Raw genomic sequence first — 25,956 nt, forward strand, 5'->3', positions numbered from 1 at the left:
CGGCGGCGGCGTTCGTCCGGCCAACCGGCATTCAAGCGATGGCCGGCTAGTTCGCCGCAGCAGTCTTCAACGCGCCGGCCACCGGCTTGTAGCCATCGGTGAGCGTGCCAAGAAACGCGACCACGTCTCTGATTTCCGACTCGTCGAGCGCCGGCTTGTCGCCCGGTTTGCGGTCGAAAGGCGGATCGGTGTTCAGATTGGCCCAATAGCGCTTCGGCAGATCGTCGAATTTCTGCACCTTGCCCTTTGACACGGGATAGAACTTCTCGGGATTCGTGTCGCGCTCGACATAAAAACGGACCACCTGGTCGAGCGAATGATAGATCCCGTTGTGAAAGAAGCTCTTTTTCAGCGCGACGTTGCGCAAGGTCGGCGTGCGGAAAATGCCGCAAAACTCGTCGCGACCCTTGAGGTCGGTCCGCTCCGGACCGCACGCGCCCAGATCGAAAAAATGCGGATCGCGATTGACCGCCAGCGCGCGATTGCGCGGGACGCCGATCGCGATCAGGCCGAAGTCGCTGAATTGAGGCGGCGCGCCGTCCTTCGTGCGCTGGCTGATGTGGCAGCTTGCGCAGTTGCCTTTTTTCTCATCGTTGAAAAGCTGCAGGCCGTGCAGTTCGGCTTGCGTGAGTTGCGCCTTTCCGGCCAGATAAGCGTCGTATTTGCTGCTGTAGGGGTAGAACGTTTCCGGGGTCTGCTCGAATGTTTCGAGCGCCTCGAGGACGGCCTTGAAGGCGGCGTCGTCGCTATCGAAAACATGGGCGCCGAATGCCTCGCGGAATGCGCCGGCATAGGGCGCGGCCTTGACCGCGGCCGCAACCCTGGCGGGCGAACTGCCCATTTCGAACGACGACAACAACGGTATGCGCGCCTGTTCTGAACCACGGTCCACGCGTCCGTCCCACGTGAGCCCGCCGGTCGGACCGGCGTCGACACTTTCGTCGCCCTCGTCGTCGGACTCGTGATAGTGCTCGGCGAACGCCGGCACCGACTGCAGGTATTTGAGCGTGGGCGCGGCGCGCATGCCGGTACGATGCATGTCGCTGCCGCCCAGTTGCACGGACAGCTTGTTGGCGGGCGAGAAGCCGTGGTCCGGACTATGGCAGGACGCGCACGCCAGCTTGCCGGAGCCCGATAACGACGCGTCGAAAAAGAGCTGTTTGCCGAGCGCCGTCTTCTGGCGAACCGATTCGAAAACCTGCGCGCGCGTCTGGCCGCCACCTGCGCTGACGTTGATGACCGCGCCCTTGCTGGCGGCCGCCGCGCGACGCATATCGCTGCCGCCGGATGGGGCACCCGCGGCGCTGCTGCTTAGGCTAGCATCGGCGCCCGCCGATCCGCCGGTTCCGCCATCACACCCCGTCAGGCTTGCCGTCAGCGCAATAACGCTGGCCACCAGCGAGAGTGCCCGTAGCGCTGCGCCAGGCTTCCAGCCCGCATGCCGCCGCGCTTCTGTATCAACTGTGATTCTTTGTCTTCCCGTCAAACCGAGCCGCATAAGAGTGATGTGAGGTCGTATGTGTCGATGCCGGGAGCGTATTTCATTGCCATGTCGTTTAAATGACATAAAGCCGACGAAATTTGTCATAGCAAAGGAATTCGTAATTAATTACATCTTTCTGTCAAATTCCGTTGCCAAACTTTCGCTCGCGACGAGTCGTGTAAGGAATGCGGCTCGCCCGTCCCCAACGCGAGAGAGAAATCACACCATATGAACAAGAAACTGATCTGCGCGACGCCGATCGCGATCGCAGCAGCGCTGACCCTGTATGCGTGCGGCGGCGGTGACAAAGTCAACGAGCCGGATATCACGTCGATCAAGAACGTCGTGGTGATTTACGCGGAAAACCGCAGCTTCGACAACCTGTACGGCAACTTCCCGGGCGCGAACGGCTTTCAGAACGTGACGGCCGCCAACTCCACCCAGGTGGATCGCAACGGCACGACGCTCGCGACGCTGCCACAGGTATGGAACGGCCTCACGCAAACCGGCGTGACGCCGGTGATCACGCAGGCGATGACGGCGAACCTGCCGAACAGCCCGTTCGCGATCGACGACCCGAAGGGTTTCAATACACCGATCACCGCGACGACGCGCGACCTGTATCACCGTTTTTACGAGAACCAGATGCAGATCGACGGCGGCAAGAACGACAAGTTCGCCGCATGGGCGGATTCCGGCGGCCTCGTGATGGGCCATTACAACCTCAATGCCGACAAGCTGCCGCTGTGGAAAGTCGCGCAGCAATACACGCTTGCCGACAACTTCTTCATGGGTGCGTTCGGCGGTTCGTTCCTGAACCACCAATGGCTCATCTGCGCGTGTACACCGACGTATCCGAATGCGGACAAGAGCCCGGCGGCGGGCTCGATCTCGTCGGTGGAAAGCGACGGCGTCACGCTGAAAGTCGCGGCCAACTCGCCGGCTTCGGCGCTCAGCGGTCCGCCCAAGTACGTGAACTCGGGCAACCTCACGCCTGACTTTTACGCGATCAACACGATGCAGCCGCCGTACCAGCCGAGCGGCAACAAGGCGGCATCGGGCGGTGACGCGACGCTCGCGGACCCGTCTCAGGCCACCACGCTGCCGGCGCAGACCCAGCAGCACATCGGCGATCTGCTGAACAACGCGAACGTGTCGTGGGCATGGTATGGCGGTGCGTGGGGCGCGGCGGTTTCGGCAGCGCAGACGGGCGCGACCAACGTGATCTACGGTGCCAATCTGACAGCGCCGAACTTCCAGCCGCATCACCAGCCGTTCAACTATTTCGCCGACCTCGCACCGGGCACCACGAACCGTGCGCAGCATCTGCTCGACGGCGGTCTGGCCGGTTCCGAGTTCATCAAGGCGATCGACTCGGGCACGCTGCCGCAAGTGTCGTTCTACAAGCCGCAAGGCAACCTGAACGAACACGCGGGATACACCGACGTCGCGTCGGGCGATCAGCACATTGCCGATGTCATCTCACATCTGCAGAAGAGCCCGCAGTGGAACAACATGCTGGTGGTCGTGACCTACGACGAGAACGGTGGCTTCTGGGATCACGTATCGCCGCCGAAGGCTGACCGCTGGGGTCCGGGCACGCGTGTTCCGGCGCTGATCATTTCGCCGTTCGCGAAGAAGGGCTACGTGGACCACACGCAATACGACACCACGTCGATCCTGCGCTTCATCACGCACCGCTACTCGCTGCCGACGCTGCCGGGCATCGCGACACGTGACGCGGCGCTCAAGGCCAACGGCGGCAAGCCGATGGGCGATCTGACGGCCGCGCTCAACATCAAACAGTAAGCGACAGTCCGCTTGACGGCGTGACTTTGACAGGGCGGCTTCGGCCGCCCTTTTTTATCTGGCGCGCGCGTATCGGCAAGCTGAACGGCATGGAGAGACGAGCGCAACGCGTTTTTCGTGAGCGGCGTATGCTTCGAGCGAGGTGCGGACAATTCAGTCAATCGACACTCGAAGTTCTCCCAACGCATTGCACGCTTGCTCACTCATTCAGGAGCTCGACAGCATGACAGGCAAAACCATCAAGGTCCCGGGTCCCGACCATCCGATCACGGTCGAGCCGGCCAACGCGCGCGTGACCGTGACCGTCGCCGGCAAGGTGATCGCGAGTACGGAAAAAGCACTCGTGCTTCGCGAAGCAGCGTATCCACCGGTCTATTACCTGCCGCGCAACGACGTCGAAATGACGCTCCTCGAACGCACCGATCATTCGACTTACTGCCCGTATAAGGGCGAGTGCGCTTACTACAGCATCGCGTTGGGCGGCGAAAAGACGGCCAATTCGGTGTGGACGTATGAATCGCCCTACGCGGCCGTGAAGGAGATTGCGCAGCATCTGGCGTTTTACCCGGACCGCGTCGATTCAGTCGACGTGCAACCGTTGGCCTGATCAGCAGGATGCAGCAGACAGCGCCGGGACCGCCGCACACGATGTGACGCGCGGCGCGCTTGGGCGGCATGTGCGGTATTGAAGTACGGCAGGAGGGACTCGAACCCCCCACCCTCGGCTTAGAAGGCCGATGCTCTATCCAGCTGAGCTACTGCCGTAATGAGGAGAAGCGATGCGCTCGTACACGGAGCGCACCGCTCGTAATGAAGACCCGCTTCCGGGCTTTGCACCAGTGCGCCAACTGTGCGCACCGCTCGTTGAATTCCGGAATTTTAACTGACCGGACTGCGGACCGGAAACCCCGTTCGCAGCCGGGCCCGGATTATAACCGATCGACCTTCGCGCGGCGGCTCGTGGCAGCGAGCGCTGGTGCGCATTGCACGCGCTCGATCAGACCGGTTGCGGGTGCAGCACGAACCAGCCGAGAAATACGATCCCAGCAATCACGCAATACACGCCGAACGACGCAAGACGCCCGCGACCTTCGAAATAGCGCATCAGGAAACGCACGCTCAGGTAAGCCGCGATCGCCGTGAGGACGCCGCCGAGCAGCGCGTCCGCAAGCTGGCCCGACGCGTGGAACAGTTTGGGCAATTCCAGAATGCCGGCAGCGAAGATGATCGGCGTGCCGAGCAGAAATGAAAATTCCGCGGATTTTTCAGCGGTGAGGCCGGCTGCATTGCCCGCGATCATCGTCAGGCCGCTGCGTGAAAAGCCTGGAATCAACGCGCCGACCTGCGCGAGTCCCACGAAAAATGCCTGACCGAACGTGAGCTTTTCCGGGCCGTGATGCACGCGCGTGCGCTGCAGGCGGTCGCCGAACCACAACAGCACGCCGTTGACGATCAACGCGATCGCGACAATGCGCAGATCGTGGAAAATCCGCTCGAGACGCTTTTCGAGGATCAGCCCGACGAGGCCGGCCGGAATCGTGCCGATGATCAGCGCCCACATCATGTGCGCATCGTCATTGCGGCGGCCGCCGAACGATGCGACGAAGCCGCGCACGAGCGCCACCCAGCGCTTGCGGAAATACCACAGCAGAGCCAGCGCTGTGCCGAGATGCAGTGCGACCAGGAATGGCAGCAGTTGCGGCGCGTGTTTGTCGATGTGCATGCCGAACAGCGCAGGCACCAGTAGCGTATGGCCGAGGCTGCTTACCGGAAACAGTTCGGTGACACCCTGCAGCACGCTCAGGAAGATCAGAAACGACAGGTTCACGCGGCGTCCTTGTAAGGAAAATGTCGGAGACAGCGCCGCAAACAGAAAACGGCGCGTTTGAAAGCGCACCGATTATGCCTGGCTGGAAAGACAGCGCCAAGCGTTAACCCCACATAACGGACAAATTTGACGCTATAGGTTACACGTCGACACGGTTGTTACGCCGTGGAGAGAATGAGCCGCACGAACGGCGGCTCGGGTGCTGCTGCTGGGTGTCCGGGCGATCAGGCTGGCGGCCTGGGGCACAGCAACCGGGGTAAGCGATAAGCGGAGCAGAGAATCCGTCTGCGCGGATTAGCGGTCGAGCTTGCGGAAAAAATAAACGGTGCTTGCCGTGAACATGCCGAACAACGCCACACCCATTGCCATTGCGAGATCCATACACCCTCCTGAGCCTGCGGCCCCATCGTCGGAATTACCGGGCCGTCGGGGAGATTATCGGCAACAATGGCCTGCGCTGGACACCCGCAATTTCCCGAGAAGGGTTTCCCCGTAGCACAAAGCGGCGCAAAATCGTCGTTCGCGAGACGGCCGTGGCCTCCGACAACAATCGCTCGCCTTCCACGGCCGCGCTAACCTTGACTTTCTCCTTCTCCCCTCTGCCCTTTCGACCATGCCTCTTACTCCGCAACAGGACATTCTCGAGATTGCCCACGACTCATCCGTGCTCCGCTTCGCGCCGCAGGCCGGTGGCCGCCTGATGTCGTGGACCGTCGACGGTGAACCGGTGATCCATTGGCCCGAACACGCCGACTGGAGCCAGCCCGCGCGCATCCGCGGCGGCAATCCACTGCTGTTCCCGTTCCTCGGGCGACATCGCGTGGACGGCAAGATCGGCTTCTGGCGCGATGCCGCGGGCACGGTCCGCGCATTACCGATGCACGGCTTTGCGCGCGATCTGCCGTTCGTGCCTCATGCCGACGTACACGGCGCCGGTCTGCGTCTCGTGCTGACCGATAGCGACGCCACTCGCGCCGGCTATCCGTTCGGCTTCCGGTTCCAGGCGGAATACGTGCTCGCGGACGCGCATACCCTCGACGTCACGCTCACGACGACCAACACCGGCGACACGCGTTTGCCCTATTACGCCGGCCACCACTTTTATTTCACGCTGCCGCACACGCAACGCGGCGAGACGACGATCGAGCTGCCGCCCACGGAAACACGCTTCCAGAAGGAGGACGGTTCGATTAGCGCCGCCGAGCCCGGCGAGCCGCGCTATACGCTCGACGACGCCAGCATTGTCGACCGCTTCCACTGCCTGAAGGGCACGCCGGATCAGGCGGTGCGCGTCGTCGCGCCGGGTCTCGACCGGATCGTCACGATCGACCTGCAACGCCCGGGCTCGGTGCCCTGGTACGCGGTGACGACATGGACCGAAACGCCCGAGTCCGATTTCTACTGCGTCGAACCGTGGCTCGGGCTGCCGGATGCGATTCACAACGGCATGGGCTTGCGCTGGCTGGAACCGGGCCAGACCGAAGCTGCGGCGCTGCGCATCACGGTGTCGAAGCTGCGTTGATCGGCGCAATCGATCTTTCATCAAGCGGCGTCTGAGGCCTGGCCTCGCGCTGCTTCAGATAGCGCGTGTGTCCCTGCCTGCCGTCCTTTTGGGAGGCTGTCGCGCGAAACCGTTAGAATCGGACGCTTTGCACCCACCTGCCGCGTGATCAGGATCGGCGCGCGGCGGCGCTTTGCGAGGTCCAATGCTGGGAACAACAAGAATGATGAAACGACTCGCCTGCGCGTCGTTGCTGGCTCTGCTCGCCGCGTGCGGGTCAGCGCCGGTGGGGCCAGGCTTCTACCGGGTCGAACGGGGCGATACGCTGTCCAGAATCGCACGCGCTAACCGGCAGTCGGTGCAAAGCATCGTCCGCTGGAACAATCTGACCAACGCGGACAACATCGACGTCGGCCAGGTGTTGCGTGTCGCGCCGCCGGCCGGGTCGGCATCGGGAAGCGGAGCCGTGCGCAGCAGCAGCGGCGCGAGCGTCTCGGCGCCACGTCCCGCGCCGCAGGAGAGCGCACCGACGGCACCGCCTGCCGCATCGATCTCGCTCGTGTGGCCTACCGACGGCACTGTGATCCGGCGCTTCGACGGCAACAATTCCAAGGGCATCGACATTGCCGCGGCGGCCGGCACGCCGGTCATTGCCGCAGCGCCCGGCACGGTCGTCTATGCGGGCAACGGCTTGCGTGGTTACGGCAATCTGCTGATCCTCAAGCACAACTCGGAGTACCTGACCGCGTATGCGCACAACCGCGTGCTGCTGGTGAAAGAGGGTCAGTCGGTCGCACAAGGCCAGAAGATCGCCGAGATGGGCGACACCGACACCGATCGCGTCATGCTGCATTTCGAGCTGCGCTATCAGGGCCGCTCGATCGACCCCTCGCGCGCGCTGCCGCCACGCTAGCCGGCACACGCGTAGCGCACGGGCGGCCGGGCACGCGCCCTGCAAGCGCGACCCGTTACCGGGGTGTGATAAAAGGCTCACTCAGTCATAAGACGAACGCGCGCGGCCTTCGTCTTCCATCGACATCTATAAGGAATCTGCAATGAAGCGTGCATTGGCATCCGTCGCGACGGCGGCAGTGGTCAGCATCGGAGTGCTGACGCTCGGCAGTCTCACTGGCTGCTCGAGCACCACCACCATGACCTACCTGCCAAGCGGCGACACTGGCTTTGCGATCAACTGCAGCGGCAGCGACGCGAGTTCGAGCTGGGCCGAATGCTACAAGCGCGCGGGCGAAGTCTGCGGCAATTACGGATACGACGTGGTGTCGAAAGACGTGGACAACGGCGCGACCTCGGGCGGCACCGTGGCGGGGATTTTCGGTGCGAATGTGAAGAATCGCTCGATGGTGGTTCGCTGCAAGCAGTAAGGCGGTATTGACGCTGCGCGGTGGCGAGGCGTGCGCCTACGCGCGCTGCTTCGCTTGCGGACGGTCAGCGCTGCCGCGCGCGTCCGGAATACGGATCGATGTGTGCGGCGAACACCAGTAACAGGCTCAACGCCAATGGCCAGATGCCGAAAAAAATGAATAACCAGGTCATCACCGGCACGCAAAAAATCTGATTGCCTATGATGGGCCGAATGTATGAACCAGCAATGACGCTTTTCGAAAGATCAGAAAAAAAGCCCGGCGCGAGGCCGGGCTAACGGGGGTTCGGCGCATATCGGCAAAGGACCGGTTCACCATGCGCCAGAACGAAATCTAACAACCCGCCATTACATGCGCAATCGATTAATTGCGAACTCAATGTGCTACGGCGTACCGAATGGCCAATAGGCAGACGTTAATTGTCGGAAATAAACCGGCAATAAACGCCGCGCAATTCGCAATGCAACGCTTTAAATATCGTGAAGCGTGCGTGCCACACCGGCCGCCTGCCCGCGCACGGCAACGCTCTCGCGCGGCAGCGCGTTCATGCCTATAGCAAAAGGTCTGGCTGATTTCTACTAGGCATGCTCAGCACGTTGACGATGCTTCCGCCCAGATATCGCTTTTGTGCGCCAGCGCACCATGCGGCACGAATATCGGCGATGAACGGCTTTTGAATAGCCAAAGCCATTCTTCACAACAAAATTCGCAAATAGCGGAAATTGAGCTTTATCGAATCCACTGACGAATTAATAAGTAAGAATTCGTAAGCGCCAATTCATTCGACGATTAAGATAATAGGCACTCGCGCCAATTGATTCAAGTTGGCGAATCGGCTGTATTCGGCCAGTTGTTCCGCCATCGGCCGCGCAGTCAGATCACGCGCAAACCGAGTTCGGTCACGAGCACCGCAGCCTGCTGATGCGAGATGGTCGCGCCCCTGAACAACGCCGCGTCGACGAGGCGCACGCCGCTCAGATCGGCGTCGCGCAGATCGGCGCCGTCAAAGCGGGCGCCTTTCAGATTGGCGTCCTTCAGACTGCCGCCTGCAAACACCGCTTCGCGAAAATCCACGCCGGCGAGATCCGCGTCGGAGAAATCGAGTTGGTCGAGCGTGGCTTTGCGAAACGACAGCCCGCGCAGTTGCGCACCCACCAGTAAGGTTTCGACGAAGCTCAAGCCGAGCGACGTACACGCCTCGAAATTTGCGCCAGTGAGCTTGCAGCTACGGAACGACGCGGACGCGAGCCTCGCGCGTCGCCAGCTCGTGTTGTTCAGATCGCACGACTGAAACGCCGCGTCGACCAGTTCGGCCGACGCGAAATCCGCTTGCCGCCCGCGGCATCGCACCCAGCGCGTGTGCGACAACGCCGCGCTGAAGAACGACGTCTCGGCGATCGCGCAACGGTGAAACTCCGCGCCACACAGATCGAGACGTGACAGATCGGCACCTTCGAAATCGCAGTCGACAAAGTGCAGTGGCTCGCGCAGGCCCACCGGGTTGGCGGCGATCAGACCTTCGACATCGGCGCGCGAGAGCGTCGCATCGCTCACGGCGTGTACAGATGCATGAGTGGGTGCTTGAGACGGTGCCTGGGGAGCCGGCGTCGTTGAATCCGGTGACATGAAGGTTCAGAATAATTCGCAAAACCCCAAGCCTACCGGAACGCGGGCCGCCCTGGCGCCTCGGCGCGATGGTTTATAGTGACGGCCTCTGCAAGATCCGCTTACGATGACTTCCCACGACGCCCCTCAAAGCCCGCTCTACGCGAAGCTTCTCTCCGAAACCGCCAAAATCGGCTGGACCGAACTCGAACGTTTTTTTGCGCGCGGCATGCTGTTGCGCGTTGCGCGCGACCTCGATCTGGTGAGCGTCGCCGAAGCCGTCGCCGGCGACAATACCGAGCAGGTCACGCAATGGCTGTCTGCGGGGCTCGTTGAACGCATGCAGGCAGAAACGGCCGCCGACTTCGCGGCACGCGACCCGGAGCTGTGGGCGGTCGTCGTCTCGCCGTGGGTGTGTGTGCAGGAGCGCAGTTGAGCGACGGCGTGCATTCACCCGACGGCGTCATCGCGCCGGCGGTTCCCGTGCATTGGCATCGCCGCGTGTTGACGCTGGCATTTCCCATCGTTCTTGCCAATCTCACCCAGCCGATCCTCAGCGCGGTCGATACAGCCGTCGCGGGCCATCTGAGCGGCGCATCGTATCTCGGCGGCGTGGCGCTCGGCGGGCTGTTCTTCAACTTCGTTTTCTGGAGCTTCGGCTTCCTGCGCATGGGGACGACGGGCCTCGTCGCGCAGGCGCACGGTGCGGGAAATCACGCGGTGTTGCGCAACGACGTGGTGCGCGCCCTGGGGCTCGCGGCCGCGATCGGCGCGATCATCCTCGTACTGCAAGTCCCTCTGATCGACTACGCGCTGCGGCTGATCGGCGGCAGCGACGCGGTGCAGGCTCAGGCGCGCCTCTATTGCCACGCGCGGATCTGGGCCGCGCCGCTCGCGCTCGGCAATTACGTCGTGCTCGGCTGGCTGCTCGGCACACAGCGTGTGCGGCTCGCGCTGCTGTCGCAGGTGTTCATCAATAGCGTCAACATCGTCGCCGTGCTCGCCTATGTGTACGTATTCAACTGGGGCGTGGCGGGCATAGGCGCCGCCACCGCCACGGCCGACGCGCTGGGCTGCATGCTTGGAGCGGCGCTGCTGTGGCTTGGCCGGCCGCGCGGTTTGCCCGCGCTGAATCGCGCCGCATTGTTCGATGCGGCGGCGCTCAGGCGTCTGATCGTGTTGAACCGCGATATCTTCGTTCGCACGTTATGTCTGCTCTGTTCGTTTGGCTGGTTCGCACATCTGGGCGCGAAACAGGGTGACGCGACACTCGCCGCCAACGCGCTGCTGCTCAATTTCCAGACCTTCATGGCTTATGGCCTCGACGGTTTCGCGCACGCCGCCGAAGCGCTCGTCGGCGCAGCAGTCGGCGCGCGCGACAGGCACGCCTTCGCGCAGGCAATCAAGGTCACCGCGCTATGGTCCGCGCTAGGCGCGCTGGGTTTCACGCTCGTCTACTGGGGCGCGGGTTCATGGATCATCGAACGCCTGACGGATCAGGCCGCCGTGCGTGCTACGGCGGAAAGCTACCTTCCATGGGCTGCGTTGCTGCCGCTCGTGTCGGTTGGCGGCTTTCTGCTTGATGGGGTGTTCATTGGGGCCACCCGCACCCGTGAACTGATGGTGTCGATGGCGACATCTTTCGCCGTGTTCATGCTGCTGTCGTGGACGCTGACGATGCAGCACGGCAATCACGGCCTGTGGGCTGCGATGCTGATTTTCATGGCTACGCGCGGCGTCACGTTGGCGCGCTACCTGCCGCGAATGATGCGCCAAGTGGGCGCGGCGACGGTTACGCCTTGAAACAAGCGCATACATTTCGCATCAAACCGGCGACCTAGAATCGCCCTTAGCCCGCGCTCTCCGCGCGAACAGTCTGCGCGGGTCAGAAGCGCCGGCGTGCCCGCGTCGGTGCTTCGCCTTTCTCCGTCGCGGCGCTCGCGCGCTTTTCACATTCTCATACTGCGGCGCAATCCGTCAGACGACGCTCACGGCGCAACGGGCGCCGGCACCATCATGGGCGGACGATTGTCCGTCGGCACACCATGATAGTCAGCAGGGTCTTGCGGCGGCGGTCCGCCGTGATGGCCGGACGGGCCGTCTGCGCAACCCGCTAACAAGGTGGCGAGCAGTAGCGCGATCAATGGGGCGCGAATCATGGAAGTTTCGTCTCTCGAAATGAGAAGGAATAGGCGTCTCGGCAACGCCGGTCAGCGGACGATGCCAACCGTGCAGACCGTTGGGCCTACAGCGTGGAAGACAGGCGCCGCAGTCTACCTGCAATGCGCGTCGTGCGATATCGCAGGTGGCCGCCAGCCGCTTTTGCAGAACACATGACCTACAATAAAAGTCTCTACTGCATCTGACAGGAGACCGCCATGGACGCTGATACGATCGCGGGCTTGATCGGCCTTGCCATAGGGTTACTGGTGCTGTTCATTCTGTCTTTCTACGAAGCGCGAACCTACCGGCGCGAGCACGACGGCGAGGGCATGCTGCACCACTGGCTCACTCATCGGCACGTGCATATACCGCTCTGGAAACGCCGCAGGCATTGAACGGGGCATGGTCTAGAGCCTGACACCTGTTCGACGCAGCCTCTTTCGTCGTGTAGCAAATGGCGCGGCGGCGAGTGCGGCCTGTCACTTGTGGCGTGCCGCTTGCCGCTGCTCACTATCGCTTGCACCTGCCGCCTTGTGGCTGCCGCCTTTTGTCTGCCGCTTTTTGCTTGCCGCACATATCCTGCGCGCAGGTCAGGCCGCGCCTTACTCCTCCTCTCCCAAACCTCATGGGCACATGTCTTGCTGATCGTGATTTTGCAAGCAGCGCGCACAATGCGCGTCGATTGTCCCGGTGCAGGCGCACCGAACCAACCAGACTAATTGCGGCCCGAGCTGCGCGACGGCCGGACAGGGAGAACTCAAATGACTATCGGAACCATACTGCTGATCGTGCTGATCCTGCTCCTGATCGGCGCTTTGCCGAGCTGGCCGTACAGCAGCGGCTGGGGCTACCGTCCGACCGGGGTGGTCGGCGTCATACTGATCATCGTGATCGTCTTGCTGCTGATGGGACGCATATAACGTCGCGCTTTTCTGATCCGTTTTGCGCCCGACGCAATTCGTGATTGACTCTGGCAGCCAATGCCACGTAGAATCTCGGATTCGTCGGAGCGTAGCGCAGCCTGGTAGCGCATCTGATTTGGGATCAGAGGGTCGAAGGTTCGAATCCTTTCGCTCCGACCACGAAAAGCAGTACGGAACCCGCGTCGCCATCGGCTTCGCGGGTTTTTTGCTTTTTGGCTCCGCCCTTTCGCGGATGCCACGGCCGCGTCGCTTCGCGCCGCCGCTGAACAGCTTGACTATCCGACTGAAAGACTGAAGGAGACTCGCATGGATCTCATTCTCTGGCGTCATGCCGAAGCCGAGGAGCTGGCCAGCAGCGATCTCGCCCGCGCGCTGACCACGCGTGGCCGCAAGCAGGCACAAAGCGTCGCCAAATGGCTGCGCATACGTCTGCCGGACGACGCGGTTGTCCTTGCAAGTCCCGCCGTGCGGACCATTCAGACCGCCGAAACCTTGAGCGACCAGTATCGTGTCGTGCGCGAACTGGCGCCCAACGCTCGTGCGGACGACGTGCTCGTTGCAGCCGGCTGGCCCAACGGCATCGCGCAGACGGTGGTGATCGTCGGTCATCAGCCGACGCTCGGTCACGTCGCCGCCAGACTGCTCGCCAACAGCAGCGCGAGCTGGCCGCTGAAAAAAGCCGGCGTCTGGTGGATCGCGAGCCGTGAGCGCGATGGCGACGACCAGGCCGTACTGCGCGCGGCCATCACGCCCGATCTGGTTTAGCTCGGCTTGAAGCGTGCGGGGCTCGCCTCGCGGCAGCGCCCTGCACGGCACGCCTCACTCCCCGCCGCGCCGAAAAATTCCACCGCACGACCCTCACCGCGCGATGACGGCGACATTACAGGCCGCACCTTTGCGCCTTACGTCGAGTCATCCAATCGTCATCGCATTGCCATGCGAGCGTCACCAGGCATTACTACATTGGCGAAAAAAGAAATCCCCTTCTTTCGACCAGGACGCCCCATGCGAGAACTGCCGACGCCTACCCTGCCCCTCGCTTCGCTCTTCGAGTCGCGTCGTCTGCCGCGCCCCGAGGAAACCGTCACCGCGCAGCACCGGCTGCAAGTGACGTGGGCACGCAGCGACGAAGAGCTGCGCGAAGCGCAGCGTCTGCGCTATCGCGTGTTCGCCGATGAGATGGGCGCGCGTCTCTCGGGGCCCGCTGGGCTGGACGTCGATTCATTCGATTCGTACTGCGATCATCTTCTCGTGCGTGATCTTGACTCGTTAAAAGTGGTCGGCACCTATCGCGCATTGCCGCCGCATCAGGCGGCGCGCATCGGCCGCCTGTATGCCGAGGGCGAGTTCGACGTGTCGCGTCTCACGCATTTGCGGGCCAAGATGGTGGAAGTGGGACGCTCATGCGTGCACCCCGACTATCGCAGCGGTTCGGTGATCATGTCGCTGTGGGCCGGCCTTGCGGCGTACATGAAACATAACGGCTACGAGACGATGCTCGGTTGCGCGAGCGTCGCGATGGCCGACGGCGGTCACTATGCGGCGAACCTGTACTGCGCGTTGCGCGACAGCGCACTCACCGCGCCGGAGTACCGGGCATTCGCGCACACGCCGCTGCCGGTCGACGAATTGCAAACCGGCACCGACGTCACCCCGCCGCCGCTCGTCAAAGGTTATCTGCGTCTGGGCGCGAAGATTTGCGGCGCACCGGCCTGGGACCCCGACTTCAACACGGCGGATTTTCTGACGCTGTTCCGTTTGTCGGATATCAATGCGCGCTATGCGCGGCACTTCCTCGGCGACACAGTGCCGCGATAGGACGACGCATGCCGCCACGCGCTGAACAACGCGCGTCCCATGCCGCGTCAAAGAAAAAGCCCGGTGCAAAGCGCCGGGCTTTTTCTCATTCACGATGCATGCGCGTCGCTCACTCGTCTGTGTAAACCACGCGGTATGGAATCCCAACCTTTTCCCATTCCGCCGCTTCCTGGATCAGGCTGTAATCGGTGAGCGGATTGTTGGCGACCCATTCGTTTGGCAATCGCACTTCGTAGCCGCCATTCACTTGCGCGACCGAAATGCCCGGCAACCCCACGTCCGCACGACGACGGCACAGCAACGACGCGAGGCGCAGACAGAACAGCAGCGGCCACTCCACTTCGCGCGTTTGTGAGAGCTTGCCGAGTTTGCCGGCGTGACCGAGCACGAGTGCTGCAAGGCGCGCCTGGTCCGTACGCGAGAAGCCCGGCATGTCCGCGTTGCTGGCGATATACGCGGAATGCTTGTGATATGCGCTATGCGAAATCGACAGACCTATCTCGTGCAAAGCCGCCGCCCAGCCGAGAAACATGCGATTTTCCGCGCGGCGCTCAGCGTCCGGCTCTTCGAACTGGTTGTAGAAGCTGACAGCCAGGTCGCCGATACGGGTTGCTTGCGCGCGATCCACCCCATAGCGGCGCATGAACCCTTCCACCGTGACCGTGCGCATGTCTTCGTGCTGCGAACGGCCTAGCAGGTCGTACAGCACGCCGAGGCGCAGCGCGCCATCTGTAGTGTCCACATAATCGACGCCCAGTTCGTCGAACACCGCGATCATGATCGACAAACCGCCGGCCAGCACCGGAATGCGGTCGCCTTTTAACGCGACAAGTTTCAGACGATTGACGTTTTCCGCCTTGATCAGCGCACGCTTCAGGCGCTCCAGGCCGCCGCGCGAAATGCCGTGCGTGACGCCGGGATCGTTGAAACCGTTCGCCTCGACGAGTTCAGCGAGCGCGCGCGCGGTGCCCGACGAGCCGATCGCCTGCTCCCAGCCAGTTTGTCGGTACTCGGCGGAAATAATCTGGATTTCGCGCCGCGCCGCGAGTTCGGCCTGACGCATCGTGTATTCGTCGACATTGCCGGCGGGAAAGAATGCGCGGCTATGGCTCACGCAGCCGATATACAGGCTCTCCATCTTGATCGGCGTGTAATGCGAGCCGATGATGAACTCGGTCGAACCGCCGCCAATATCGACCACCAGCCGCTTGCCCGCGCTTGCCGGCACCGAGTGGGCGGCGCCCGCGTAGATCAGGCGCGCTTCTTCGCGCCCCGCGATCACTTCGATCGGAAACCCGAGCGCCGCTTGCGCCTCGCCGAGAAACTCGCCCGCATTCTTCGCAATACGCAGCGTGTTGGTGGCGACCGCACGCACGTGGTCCGGATGGAAGTCGCGCAGCCGTTCGCCAAAGCGCTTGAGCGCGTCCCAGCCGCGTACCTGCGACGCCCGGTCGAGCATTTTGTCGCGCGACAAACCGGCGGCGAGCCGCACCGCTTCGCGCAACGCGTCGACCTGATAGATCTGACTGCCCGCGTCGGTTTCCTCGACCCGGCCCACGATCAGACGGAAGCTGTTCGAGCCGAGATCGACGGCGGCGAGGAGTTGGGGGGTATTGACCATCGGGTAAGCGGACTCCATGCGCGCAAGCGCGGCAGCGTTGGATGCGGCGGGCGCGGGGTATCCCTTCAGTGCCCGCGGTGCTTTGGGCGCCTTGTGGCGGGCCGCGCCATTCAAAGACGTCATTCTAAGCGTAGCGGGCTTCACGATGTCACCTCGCTGGAGTGCGGGCGTTCATCATCCCATACGCATTGCGTCATATCGACGACACACGCTGATAAGAGCGTAGAATAATTTTCAATTTGTCATAACAACGTCATCATACTGTGAGAATTTCCGAGCGTCTTTCCGCCTCTCTTTCCGAAATTCCATTCTCGCTGCCGATGTCCATCCGCTACCCCTTATTGAATCGCGAGCTGGGCATACTGGGTTTCAACGAGCGCGTGCTGGCGCAAGCCACCGACCCCGCCGTCCCTTTGCTCGAACGCCTGCGGTTCATCTGTATTACCAGTAGCAATCTCGATGAATTCTTCGAAGTCCGCATGGCCGGCCTGCAGGAACAGATGCGCGACAACCCCGGCGCATTGTCACCGGACGGCATGTCACTGCAACATGTGTACGACCTCGTGGTTGAACGCGCACAGAAGCTCGTGCATCGTCAGTACACGATGCTGCATGAAATCGTGCTGCCCGCGCTCGAAGGCGAAGGCATCTATTTCCACGGCACCGAAGCGGCAAGCGAAGCGCAGACCGAATGGGCGCGCAATTATTTTTTCGACGAGTTGCTGCCGGTGCTCACGCCGATCGGCCTCGACCCAGCCCATCCCTTTCCACGCGTGCTCAACAAGAGCCTGAACTTCGTGGTCGAACTCGAAGGGAAAGACGCATTCGGCCGCCAGGCGATGATGGGCATCGTGCAGGCGCCGCGCGCGCTGCCGCGGCTCGTGCGCATGCCGCAGAGTCTGTCGGGCTATCCGCACGGCTTCGTCCTGCTGAGTTCGCTGTTGCAACGCTTCGTGGGCGAACTGTTTCCGAATCTCGTGGTGCGTAGCTGCAACCAGTTCCGTATCACGCGCAATAGCGAACTGTTCGTCGACGAAGATGAAATTACCAATCTGCGCGTCGCATTGCAGGGCGAGTTGCCGGCACGCCACCTGGGCAACGCGGTACGGCTCGAAGTGTCGGCGGAAACGCCCGCGCATGTCGTGCGGCGTCTGCTCGACGAAAGCGGGCTGTCCAACAAGGACTGCTACTACGCCGACGGTCCTGTGAATCTGGTCCGGCTGATGCAGTTGCCGGAAATGGTGGACCGACCCGATCTGAAATTCGTGCCGCACATTCCGGCCATTCCCGCGCAGATCGCGAACAGCACCAACATGTTCGACGTGATCGACCAGGGCGACGTGCTGCTGCATCACCCCTACGAGAGCTTTCAGCCGGTGCTCGAACTGCTGCTGCAGGCGGCGAAAGATCCGAACGTCGTCGCAATCAAGCAGACGATTTATCGAACCGGCACCGACTCGCCGCTGATGGACGCGCTCATGCAAGCCGCGCGCAACGGCAAGGAAGTAACCGTGGTGGTGGAACTGCTGGCGCGTTTCGACGAAGAGACCAACATCAACTGGGCGTCGCAGCTCGAAGCAGTAGGCGCGCACGTGGTGTACGGCGTCGTGGGCCACAAGTGCCACGCAAAGATGATGCTGATCGTGCGGCGAGTGTCGTCGGGCGGCAAGACCACGCTCAAGCGTTACGTGCACCTGGGCACCGGCAACTACCACCCGCGCACCGCACGTCTTTATACGGACTTCGGCTTGATGACCGCCGACCAGAAAATCTGCGAAGACGTGCATCACGTGTTCCAGCAACTGACCGGCATAGGCGGCGAACTGAGGCTGCATGAACTGTGGCAGTCGCCGTTCACGCTGCACCCGAAACTCGTCGAAGCGATTCGTGCGGAAGCCGACCATGCGCGTGCGGGCCGGAAAGCGCGCATCGTCGCGAAGATGAACGCGCTGCTCGAACCCACTGTGATCGCCGAACTGTACGAAGCGTCGCAGGCGGGCGTGAAGATCGATCTGATCGTGCGCGGCGTGTGCTCGCTGCAGCCTGGCGTGCCGGGGCTGTCGGAGAACATCACCGTGCGCTCGATTGTCGGGCGTTTTCTCGAACACCATCGCATCTTTTATTTCTACGATGGCGGCAAGGAACAGGTTTATCTGTCGAGCGCCGACTGGATGGACCGCAACTTCTTCCGTCGTGTCGAGGTCGCGTTTCCGGTGAATAACCGCCGCCTGAAACGGCGCGTGATCGCCGAGGGCCTGTCCGCATTCCTCGGGGACAACCAGTCCGCGTGGCTGATGCAAAGCGACGGCCACTACCGGCGGCGGCGTCCAGGCAAATCGTCGCGCAACGCGCAGATAAGCTTGCTGACGAAGTTCTGCTCGTAAGCCTGTCGCATAAGAAAGCCCGCCTTGCTCAAGTCACAAGGCGGGCTTTTTTCCTGCAAGCGAGCCGTGACGCAGGCCGTGCGGCGGACGACGCAGTCGGTCCGCACGCATCCTCAAGCCGGCGCGGGCTGCCGGCGTGCCGTGCGATACGCCGGAAAGCGCACCGTGAACGTACTGCCGCGCCCTTCTTCGCTTTTGACGTCGAGCTGCGCATCGTGCCGTTGCAGCACATGCTTGACGATCGCAAGGCCGAGTCCGGTGCCGCCCGTGTCGCGCGAACGGCTACGGTCCACACGGTAAAAGCGCTCGGTCAGACGCGGAATGTCCGCGGCGGGAATGCCCAGTCCGCTATCCGTCACTGAAAAGACCGCCTGGCCGGCGTGTGCGTGCCAGCTGACCTTGATCGCGCCGCCGTCCGGTGTATAGCGGATCGCGTTGGTCACGAGGTTGCCCAACGCACTCAGCACTTCCGTCTCGACGCCCGTGACCGTCAGCCCTTCGTCGGTATCGAACACGATTCGGTGATGGTGACTGGAGAGGCTCTCCGCGTCGTCCTGCAAGTGGCGCAGCACCGCGCGCATGTCGATCATCTGATCGCTTGGCGGCTTGTTGTCCCCTTCGAGTTTCGCGAGCACGAGCAGATCGCTGACGATATGCCGCATGCGCGACGCCTGCTGCTCCATCAGTTCGAGATAACGGGAGCGCTCCGCGTCGCTCAGCGGCAACTCGCGCATGGTCTCGAGAAAGCCCGATAGCACGGTCAACGGCGTTTTCAGTTCGTGCGACACGTTGGCGACGAAATCGCGTCGCATGGCGTCCGTGCGCTCCAGTTCGGTGATGTCCTGCGAAAGCACCAGCTTGCGATTCTCGCCATACGGAAACACTTGCACGGAGAGCACGTTCTGACGCTTCTCGCCCATGCCGCGCATGATCAGCATCTGCTCGTAGTGGCTCGAATTCAGATAGCGGATGAAATCCGGCTGACGCACCAGATGCGTGATGTGCTGACGCAGATCGCGCTTCGCGTCGAGGCCAAAATGAATTTCTGAAATTGCGTTGCACCACTCGATCTGGTCATGATCGTCGAGCATGGCCACGCCGTTCGGCGATGCCTGAATCGCCTGAATGAAACGCGAGTGCTGTTGCTCGACCTGGCGCACCTGCGCATGCCAGCGCTTCGCGAGCTTATGCAGACGGTAATAGATTTCGCCCCAGATGCCAGGCGCGCTCGGCACTTCGCCGTATACCGGCGCATCGAGCAGATGCCACAGCCGCTGTTTATGGAAAGTACTGAATGTGCTTTGCGCGAGCAGCAGGACAATCGCGAGAACGAGTCCTGCCTTGACGTTCACGAGCGCGCCGACCGCCGCGCACAGAACAGCCAGCAGCACGACCGACACGATGGAGCGCGCCCAGATGATGTTCATGGTCTTGCGATCGAAGAGAAAGACATGCGCGCGGATCGGGTTACCGCGGCGCTTTCATGACGGGTTCTACTTATGTGGCAAGGCGCCGGCACTATGAGTGCGCCGCTTTATAGCAGATCGGCGCGGGCTCGACTTCTACACTCAAGCACTCTTTGCGAGACGATAACCGCTACCCCGCACCGTTTCAATCATAGCATCGCACCCGGCCGGTTTCAGTGCCGCACGAAGACGCTTGATGTGAACGTCCACCGTGCGCTCTTCGACGAACACATGGTCGCCCCACACCTGATCGAGCAGTTGCGTACGGCTATGCACACGCTCCGGATGCGTCATGAAAAAATGCAGCAGACGGAATTCGGTCGGCCCGAGATCGAGCTTGATCTCGCTGCCTTCGGCGTGCGCGGCCACGCGATGCGTCGCCGGATCGAGCTTGAGGCCGTTGATCGCGACCACGTCTTCCGTGAGCTGGGGCGCGCGGCGGCGCAGTACCGCCTTGATACGCGCCATCAGTTCCTTAGGCGAAAACGGCTTCGTGACGTAGTCGTCCGCGCCGATTTCGAGGCCGAGCACCTTGTCCTGTTCATCGCCACGCGCGGTCAGCATGATGATCGGAATGTGTTTGGTGCGCTCGTTGTTGCGCAAATCACGCGCAAATGCAATGCCGGATTTGCCCGGTAACATCCAGTCGAGCAGAACGAGGTCGGGCAGGACGTCACTGATCAGGTTCTGCGCCTGTTCGGCGTTATACGCACGAATCGGGCAGTGGCCGGCGTGCTGAAGATTGATCGAGATCAGTTCGGAAATGGCGGGCTCGTCTTCAATGACGAGAATGCTGCTGGGCATCGGCACCTCTTGACCTTTCTGCTTGGGGTTAACTGAGCGCTTCGCGTTCGAGCGCGTCGCGCGACTTGTGCCGCACGTCCGTACCCTTCACGATGTAAATGATGAACTCCGCGATGTTCTTCGCGTGGTCGCCGATCCGCTCGATCGCTTTCGCGATGAACAGAAAATCGAGGCCCACGGAGATGGAACGCGGATCTTCGGTCATATACGAGATCAGCTTGCGCACGAATGCGCGGAATTCCTCGTCGATCGCCTTGTCGTCGCGCACGATCTGCGCGGCGGCCACCGTGTCGAGACGCGCGAACGCGTCGAGCGCACGGCGCAGGATGGACACGGCCATGTCGCCCGACAGCTTGATCTCGGCGATGTTGATGGTGCGCGACGCACCGTCTTCCATCAGACGCTTGGTGCGCTTGGCGATTTTTTCGGCTTCGTCGCCCGCGCGTTCGAGGTTCGTGATGGTCTTCGAAATCGCGATCAGAAGGCGCAGGTCTCGCGCGGCCGGCTGACGGCGCGCGATGATGTTGCTGCATTCCTCGTCGATTTCCACTTCCATCTTGTTCAGACGGTCTTCGGCGGTGATCACCTGTTCGGCGAGATCCAGGTCGAATTCGTTGAGCGCCTGCATCGCCTTGACGATCTGCGACTCGACGAGGCCACCCATTTCGAGAACTTTCGACGAAACCAGATTCAGGTCGGCGTCGAACTGGCTGGACAAGTGTTTATCGGACATGTCGTACTCCCTGGTTTGCTCGTCGGCTTAGCCGAAACGGCCGGTGATGTAATCCTCGGTTTCCTTGCGGACCGGCTTGATGAAGATCTTTTCGGTGTCGCCGAATTCGATCAATTCGCCGAGGTACATATAGGCAGTGTAGTCCGAACAGCGCGCCGCCTGTTGCATGTTGTGGGTCACGATCACCACCGTGTAATCGCTCTTCAACTCGGCGATCAGTTCTTCGATACGGCCGGTGGAAATCGGATCGAGCGCGGAGCACGGCTCGTCGAGCAGCAGCACTTCAGGGCGGATCGCGATACCGCGCGCAATACACAGACGCTGTTGCTGACCGCCCGACAAACCGTAGCCGGACTGGCCGAGCTTGTCTTTCACCTCGTTCCACAGCGCGGCCTTGGTGAGCGCCCATTCCACGCGGTCGTCCATTTCCGAGCGCGGCAGCGTTTCGAACATCTTCACGCCGAACGCGATGTTGTCGTAGATCGACATCGGGAACGGCGTCGGCTTCTGGAACACCATGCCGATCCGCGCGCGCAGCAGCGAGATGTCACGCTTCGACGTCAGCAGGTTCTCACCGTCCATCAGGATCTCGCCTTCCGCGCGCTGCTCCGGGTAGAGCGCATACATCTTGTTCAGCGTGCGCAGCAGCGTCGACTTGCCGCAACCCGACGGGCCGATGAATGCGGTCACCTTGCCTTCGGGAATCTGGAGGTTGATGTTCTTCAGTGCGTGATACTTGCCGTAGAAGAAGTTCAGGTCGTTGATCTCGATCTTCGGACGCGACGGTGCTTGCGCGAGGCCGCTTTGGGCGGGATCGAAACTGGCCGGCGCCGTAGCGCGTGCGGTCGTATTCAGTTGAGTTTCTGCCATATTCATCGGATTACACTCCGCCCTTACTTGTTCGAGAAGACCGTGCGCGCGAGGACGTTCAGTCCGAGCACTGCGAGCGTGATCAGGAAGACGCCGGCCCATGCGAGCGATTGCCACTGTGCAAACGGGCTCATCGCAAACTTGTAGATCGTGACTGGCAGGTTTGCGACCGGCTGGTCCATGTTCACCGAGAAGAACTGGTTCGACAGCGCGGTGAACAGCAGCGGCGCGGTTTCGCCGGCGATCCGTGCGACGCCGAGCAGCACGCCGGTGACGATACCTGAGATCGACGCCTTGAGCGTGATCGACAGCACCATCTTCCATTTCGGCGTGCCGAGGGCGAAGGCGGCTTCGCGCAGCGCGTTCGGGACCAGTTTCAGCATGTTCTCCGTGGTGCGGATCACGATAGGGATCTGCAGCAGCGCGAGCGCAAACACACCGGCCCAGCCGCTGAAGTGGCCCATCTTCGCGACGACCAGCGCATACACGAACAGACCCACGACGATCGACGGCGCCGACAGCAGAATGTCGTTGATGAAGCGCGTGACGCTCGCGAGCCAGCCTTTCTGACCGTACTCAGCGAGATAGACGCCCGCCAGGATACCGATCGGCGTACCGATGAACGTGGCGAGCGCGACCAGCATCAGGCTGCCGACGATCGCGTTGGCGAGACCGCCGCCATCGGTATTCGGCGGCGGCGTGGACTGCGTGAAGAGCTCGACCGACAGACCGCCGACGCCGAGCCGCAGCGTCGTGTAGAGAATCCACACGAGCCAGACGAGGCCAAACGCCATCGCGGCGAGCGAGCACGTCAGCGCAATCGCGTTCTTCACGCGGCGGCGTCCTTGCAGACGCACGCGCATCGCTTCGAGCGTGACCGGATCGTGCGAGCCCGGCATGTTCAACGCGGACCGGCTCATTTCGCGCCCTCCCCTTTCTCGAGGCGAAGCAGCATGATCTTCGAGATGGCGAGCACGATAAACGTGATCACAAACAGGATGAGGCCGAGTTCCATCAACGCCGACGTATGGAGTCCGGGATCCGCTTCGGCGAATTCGTTGGCGAGCGCCGACGTGATACTGTTGCCCGGCGAAAACAGCGACACGTTATCGAGCAGATTCGTATTGCCGATCACGAACGTGACCGCCATCGTCTCCCCGAGCGCGCGGCCCAGTCCCAGCATGACGCCGCCGATCACGCCGCTCTTCGTAAAGGGCAGCACGATCTTCCACATCACTTCCCACGTCGTGCAGCCGATCCCGTATGCCGACTCCTTCAGCAGGACCGGCGTGACTTCGAATACGTCGCGCATCACGGACGCGATGTACGGAATGATCATGATTGCGAGAATCACGCCCGCGCACAAAATGCCGATACCGATCGGCGGCCCCTGAAACAGTGCGCCGACGAAAGGAACGCTACCGAGCACGACGCCGAGCGGCTTCTCGAAGTACTGGGCAAAAATGGGCGCAAACACCAGCAGACCCCACATGCCGTAGACGATCGACGGAATCGCGGCGAGCAGCTCGATCGCGACGCCAAGCGGCCGGCGCAGCCAGGCGGGCGAGAGCTCAGTCAGGAACAGCGCGATACCGAAGCTGACCGGCACCGCGATAATCAGCGCAATGATCGACGTGGCGATCGTGCCGTAGATCGGCACCAGCGCGCCGAACTGCTTGCTGGGTGGATCCCAGTCCGCAGTCCACAGAAAGCTGAAACCGAACTGTCTGATCGACGGCAGCGAGGCCACGATCAGCGAAACGATGATGCCGCCGAGCAGCAGCAACGTGATGATGGCCGCGAGCCGCGCGAGACCGCCGAACACGACGTCTCCAGCGCGGCTGGGCGCCTTTTGCTGGGATGCACTGCCGCCCGGAGGTGTCGACCTCGCCGCGCCAGATGCGAATTGGATATCGGACATGAGAGCCTGATGGACCTGTTTCCAGTTGCCGCAGGACAGATGTCGTGCAGCGGGTCATGCAAGAATGTTGCCGGGTGGTTCCTTGTGGTTCCTTGTTCTTCCTGGCCTTTCCTGGCCTTTCCTGGCCTTTCCTGGCCTTTCCTGGTCTTGCCTGGTGATGCTGGGTAACGACGGGCTCAAGCGCCCTGGCCGTCCTCACCGGAGGACGGCCAGCGTCTTGCCAACGTCGAGCGATGCTGATGCTTAGTCGGCGATCGGCTTGCCCGAAGCGTCCTTCACTTTCGACTTCCACTGCGTGCGGATTTCAGCCGTCACCGATTCCGGCAGCGAGATGTAGTCCAGATCGTTTGCAGCCTGGGTGCCGTTCTTGAACGCCCAGTCGAAGAACTTCAGCGTTTCCGTGCCCTGCGCCGGCTTGTCCTGCGCCGTATGCAGCAGCACGAACGTTGCGCCGACGATCGGCCATGCGTCCTTGCCCGGCTCGTTCGTCAGGATCTGGTAGAACGACTTCGACCAGTCCGCGCCCGCTGCCGCTGCCTTGAACGTTTCCGTCTTCGGCTCGACCACGGCGCCAGAGGAGTTCTTCATGCCGATGTACGTCATGTGGTTCTGCTTCGCGTACGCCCATTCCACGTAGCCGATTGCGCCCGGCAGACGCTGCACGAAGGCCGCGACGCCGTCGTTGCCCTTGCCGCCCGTGCCCGTCGGCCATGCGACCGTTGCGCCTTCACCCACCTTCGACTTCCAGTCGGCATTGACCTTCGACAGATAGTTCGTCCAGATGAAGCTCGTGCCCGAACCGTCAGCGCGGCGCACCACCGCGATGTCCGTGTCCGGCAGCTTGACCTTCGGATTCAGCGCGGCGATTGCCGGATCGTTCCACTTTTTGATCTTGCCCAGATAAATGTCGCCGAGCACTTCGCCCGACAGCGTCAGATCACCCGCCTTCACGCCCGGAATATTGACCACCGGCACCACACCGCCGACGACCGTCGGAAACTGGAACAGACCCGCCTTTGCGAGTTCGTCGTCTTTCAGCGGCGCGTCCGAGCCGGCGAAGTCGACCGTCTTCGCTTCGATCTGCTTGATACCGCCCGACGAGCCGATACCTTGATAGTTCACCTTGCCGCCACCCGACTTCTGGTAGGCGTCGGCCCACTTCGTGTAAATCGGTGCCGCAAAGGTGCTGCCCGCGCCGGTGATGTCTGCGGCTTGCGCGGCAATCGCGAAAAGCGCGCCAGCGACGCCAGCGAACACGGTTTGCATCAATTTCATGAGACCTCCAAGGTGTGAGCGGTGTGAGTGGATAACAGAACACCGCGAAGCTTAGGATCTCTTTATGACAGTAACGTGACTAACCGTGAAACACGTGTGACAGTAGCATTACTGATATGAAAGCCGTGACGAGCGTATGAAAGCTCTTTGCAACAGCTAGATTTTGGCGCCGTCGACGTCGGTTACAGCTTAGGCGAAAAAGGCAGCGCGCGAACGTTTGCGCGTGCACGGCGAGGCTTGTTGCGGGAGATTGGCTCCGGACGGCGGTGGTGCGCCGTGCCGGGAATTTTCAGGCGGCTGCGACCGGTCGTCGCGGGCTAGCGGGTCTGGTTAATTTGATGCCGGTCGCGGTCAGGCTGGAGCGAGTTGC

At 62.0% G+C, this 25,956-nt stretch carries 24 protein-coding genes and 2 tRNA genes; 13 read left to right on the forward strand and 13 right to left on the reverse strand.

Features of this window, described 5'->3' with window-relative positions; all coding sequences use genetic code 11:
* Window positions 1-46: 46 nt before the first annotated feature.
* Window positions 47-1,399 carry a cytochrome c peroxidase gene (locus AAGS40_RS10005; protein WP_345814354.1) on the reverse strand — a complete coding sequence of 451 codons (1,353 nt, stop codon included), beginning with the start codon at window positions 1,397-1,399 and terminating at the stop codon, window positions 47-49.
* Window positions 1,400-1,711: 312 nt separating this feature from the next.
* Between AAGS40_RS10005 and AAGS40_RS10010 the strand changes: the two genes are divergently transcribed.
* Both AAGS40_RS10010 and AAGS40_RS10015 read left to right on the forward strand, forming a co-directional pair.
* On the forward strand, window positions 1,712-3,292 hold the full coding sequence (locus tag AAGS40_RS10010) for an acid phosphatase (protein ID WP_345811110.1): 1,581 nt from the start codon (window positions 1,712-1,714) through the stop codon (window positions 3,290-3,292).
* A 223-nt stretch (window positions 3,293-3,515) separates the two neighbouring features.
* Window positions 3,516-3,899 carry a DUF427 domain-containing protein gene (locus AAGS40_RS10015; RefSeq protein ID WP_345811111.1) on the forward strand — a complete coding sequence of 128 codons (384 nt, stop codon included), beginning with the start codon at window positions 3,516-3,518 and terminating at the stop codon, window positions 3,897-3,899.
* An 84-nt stretch (window positions 3,900-3,983) separates the two neighbouring features.
* On the opposite strand, the gene AAGS40_RS10020 is transcribed toward AAGS40_RS10015, so the two are convergent.
* Window positions 3,984-4,057: transfer RNA gene (locus tag AAGS40_RS10020), tRNA-Arg, on the reverse strand.
* Window positions 4,058-4,289: 232 nt separating this feature from the next.
* Complete coding sequence (locus AAGS40_RS10025) at window positions 4,290-5,120, reverse strand: undecaprenyl-diphosphate phosphatase (protein ID WP_345811112.1); 831 nt, start codon at window positions 5,118-5,120, stop codon at window positions 4,290-4,292.
* Window positions 5,121-5,733: 613 nt separating this feature from the next.
* Between AAGS40_RS10025 and AAGS40_RS10030 the strand changes: the two genes are divergently transcribed.
* From AAGS40_RS10030 to AAGS40_RS10040, 3 genes are all read left to right on the forward strand, one after another.
* Window positions 5,734-6,642, forward strand: coding sequence for an aldose epimerase (locus AAGS40_RS10030; RefSeq protein WP_345811113.1), 909 nt, complete (start codon window positions 5,734-5,736; stop codon window positions 6,640-6,642).
* Window positions 6,643-6,826: 184 nt separating this feature from the next.
* Entirely contained in the window at window positions 6,827-7,534 is a 708-nt protein-coding gene (locus AAGS40_RS10035) for a peptidoglycan DD-metalloendopeptidase family protein (protein WP_345811114.1), read from the forward strand.
* Between the two features lie 142 nt (window positions 7,535-7,676).
* Entirely contained in the window at window positions 7,677-8,003 is a 327-nt protein-coding gene (locus AAGS40_RS10040) for a hypothetical protein (protein ID WP_345811115.1), read from the forward strand.
* An 873-nt stretch (window positions 8,004-8,876) separates the two neighbouring features.
* Here AAGS40_RS10040 and AAGS40_RS10045 read toward each other — a convergent pair.
* Window positions 8,877-9,629, reverse strand: a complete 753-nt coding sequence (locus AAGS40_RS10045) for a pentapeptide repeat-containing protein (RefSeq protein WP_345811116.1) — start codon at window positions 9,627-9,629, stop codon at window positions 8,877-8,879.
* Window positions 9,630-9,735: 106 nt separating this feature from the next.
* Here AAGS40_RS10045 and AAGS40_RS10050 point away from each other — a divergent pair, with 106 nt between their 5' ends.
* Window positions 9,736-10,044, forward strand: coding sequence for a DUF2288 domain-containing protein (locus AAGS40_RS10050; RefSeq protein ID WP_345811117.1), 309 nt, complete (start codon window positions 9,736-9,738; stop codon window positions 10,042-10,044).
* Entirely contained in the window at window positions 10,041-11,411 is a 1,371-nt protein-coding gene (locus AAGS40_RS10055) for an MATE family efflux transporter (protein ID WP_345811118.1), read from the forward strand. Before AAGS40_RS10050 ends, AAGS40_RS10055 begins: the two co-directional genes overlap by 4 nt.
* Before the next feature lie 185 nt (window positions 11,412-11,596).
* Here the strand turns inward: AAGS40_RS10055 and AAGS40_RS10060 are convergent, their stop codons facing one another.
* Window positions 11,597-11,767: a hypothetical protein gene (locus AAGS40_RS10060; RefSeq protein WP_345811119.1), complete on the reverse strand. Its 171-nt coding sequence runs from the start codon at window positions 11,765-11,767 to the stop codon at window positions 11,597-11,599.
* Between the two features lie 219 nt (window positions 11,768-11,986).
* On the opposite strand from AAGS40_RS10060, the gene AAGS40_RS10065 reads away from it, so the two are divergent.
* The 5 genes from AAGS40_RS10065 to AAGS40_RS10085 all read left to right on the forward strand — a co-directional run bounded on the left by AAGS40_RS10065 (window position 11,987) and on the right by AAGS40_RS10085 (window position 14,512).
* Window positions 11,987-12,166: a hypothetical protein gene (locus AAGS40_RS10065; RefSeq protein ID WP_345811120.1), complete on the forward strand. Its 180-nt coding sequence runs from the start codon at window positions 11,987-11,989 to the stop codon at window positions 12,164-12,166.
* Window positions 12,167-12,532: 366 nt separating this feature from the next.
* Window positions 12,533-12,691, forward strand: a complete 159-nt coding sequence (locus tag AAGS40_RS10070) for a DUF3309 family protein (RefSeq protein WP_345811121.1) — start codon at window positions 12,533-12,535, stop codon at window positions 12,689-12,691.
* A gap of 85 nt (window positions 12,692-12,776) precedes the next feature.
* Window positions 12,777-12,853, forward strand: a tRNA-Pro gene (locus AAGS40_RS10075).
* Between the two features lie 147 nt (window positions 12,854-13,000).
* On the forward strand, window positions 13,001-13,459 hold the full coding sequence (locus AAGS40_RS10080; RefSeq protein ID WP_345811122.1) for a histidine phosphatase family protein: 459 nt from the start codon (window positions 13,001-13,003) through the stop codon (window positions 13,457-13,459).
* Between the two features lie 240 nt (window positions 13,460-13,699).
* Window positions 13,700-14,512, forward strand: a complete 813-nt coding sequence (locus AAGS40_RS10085; protein WP_345811123.1) for a GNAT family N-acyltransferase — start codon at window positions 13,700-13,702, stop codon at window positions 14,510-14,512.
* A 109-nt stretch (window positions 14,513-14,621) separates the two neighbouring features.
* Here the strand turns inward: AAGS40_RS10085 and ppx are convergent, their stop codons facing one another.
* Window positions 14,622-16,256 carry an exopolyphosphatase gene (ppx, locus tag AAGS40_RS10090; protein WP_345811124.1) on the reverse strand — a complete coding sequence of 545 codons (1,635 nt, stop codon included), beginning with the start codon at window positions 16,254-16,256 and terminating at the stop codon, window positions 14,622-14,624.
* Window positions 16,257-16,453: 197 nt separating this feature from the next.
* On the opposite strand from ppx, the gene ppk1 reads away from it, so the two are divergent.
* Window positions 16,454-18,517 (forward strand): polyphosphate kinase 1, encoded by a 2,064-nt coding sequence (gene ppk1 / locus AAGS40_RS10095; protein ID WP_345811125.1) that lies wholly within the window; start codon window positions 16,454-16,456, stop codon window positions 18,515-18,517.
* 113 nt (window positions 18,518-18,630) lie between these two features.
* Here ppk1 and phoR read toward each other — a convergent pair whose 3' ends face one another.
* The 7 genes from phoR to pstS form a co-directional block, all read right to left on the reverse strand.
* The gene (gene phoR / locus AAGS40_RS10100; protein WP_345811126.1) at window positions 18,631-19,944 is read right to left on the reverse strand and encodes a phosphate regulon sensor histidine kinase PhoR; all 1,314 of its coding nucleotides are present in this window, start codon (window positions 19,942-19,944) and stop codon (window positions 18,631-18,633) included.
* A gap of 141 nt (window positions 19,945-20,085) precedes the next feature.
* A complete protein-coding gene (gene phoB / locus AAGS40_RS10105; protein ID WP_345811127.1) occupies window positions 20,086-20,787 on the reverse strand; it encodes a phosphate regulon transcriptional regulator PhoB in 702 nt (233 codons plus the stop codon).
* Window positions 20,788-20,815: 28 nt separating this feature from the next.
* Window positions 20,816-21,520: a phosphate signaling complex protein PhoU gene (phoU, locus tag AAGS40_RS10110; RefSeq protein WP_345811128.1), complete on the reverse strand. Its 705-nt coding sequence runs from the start codon at window positions 21,518-21,520 to the stop codon at window positions 20,816-20,818.
* A 27-nt stretch (window positions 21,521-21,547) separates the two neighbouring features.
* Window positions 21,548-22,396, reverse strand: coding sequence for a phosphate ABC transporter ATP-binding protein PstB (gene pstB, locus AAGS40_RS10115; protein ID WP_345811129.1), 849 nt, complete (start codon window positions 22,394-22,396; stop codon window positions 21,548-21,550).
* A gap of 17 nt (window positions 22,397-22,413) precedes the next feature.
* Entirely contained in the window at window positions 22,414-23,310 is an 897-nt protein-coding gene (gene pstA / locus AAGS40_RS10120; protein WP_345811130.1) for a phosphate ABC transporter permease PstA, read from the reverse strand.
* Window positions 23,307-24,311, reverse strand: a complete 1,005-nt coding sequence (pstC, locus tag AAGS40_RS10125; RefSeq protein ID WP_345811131.1) for a phosphate ABC transporter permease PstC — start codon at window positions 24,309-24,311, stop codon at window positions 23,307-23,309. Before pstC ends, pstA begins: the two co-directional genes overlap by 4 nt.
* Window positions 24,312-24,554: 243 nt before the next feature.
* Window positions 24,555-25,586, reverse strand: coding sequence for a phosphate ABC transporter substrate-binding protein PstS (gene pstS, locus AAGS40_RS10130; protein ID WP_345811132.1), 1,032 nt, complete (start codon window positions 25,584-25,586; stop codon window positions 24,555-24,557).
* Between the last annotated feature and the right edge of the window lie 370 nt (window positions 25,587-25,956).

Source organism: Paraburkholderia sp. PREW-6R, from assembly GCF_039621805.1.
Lineage (GTDB): Bacteria > Pseudomonadota > Gammaproteobacteria > Burkholderiales > Burkholderiaceae > Paraburkholderia.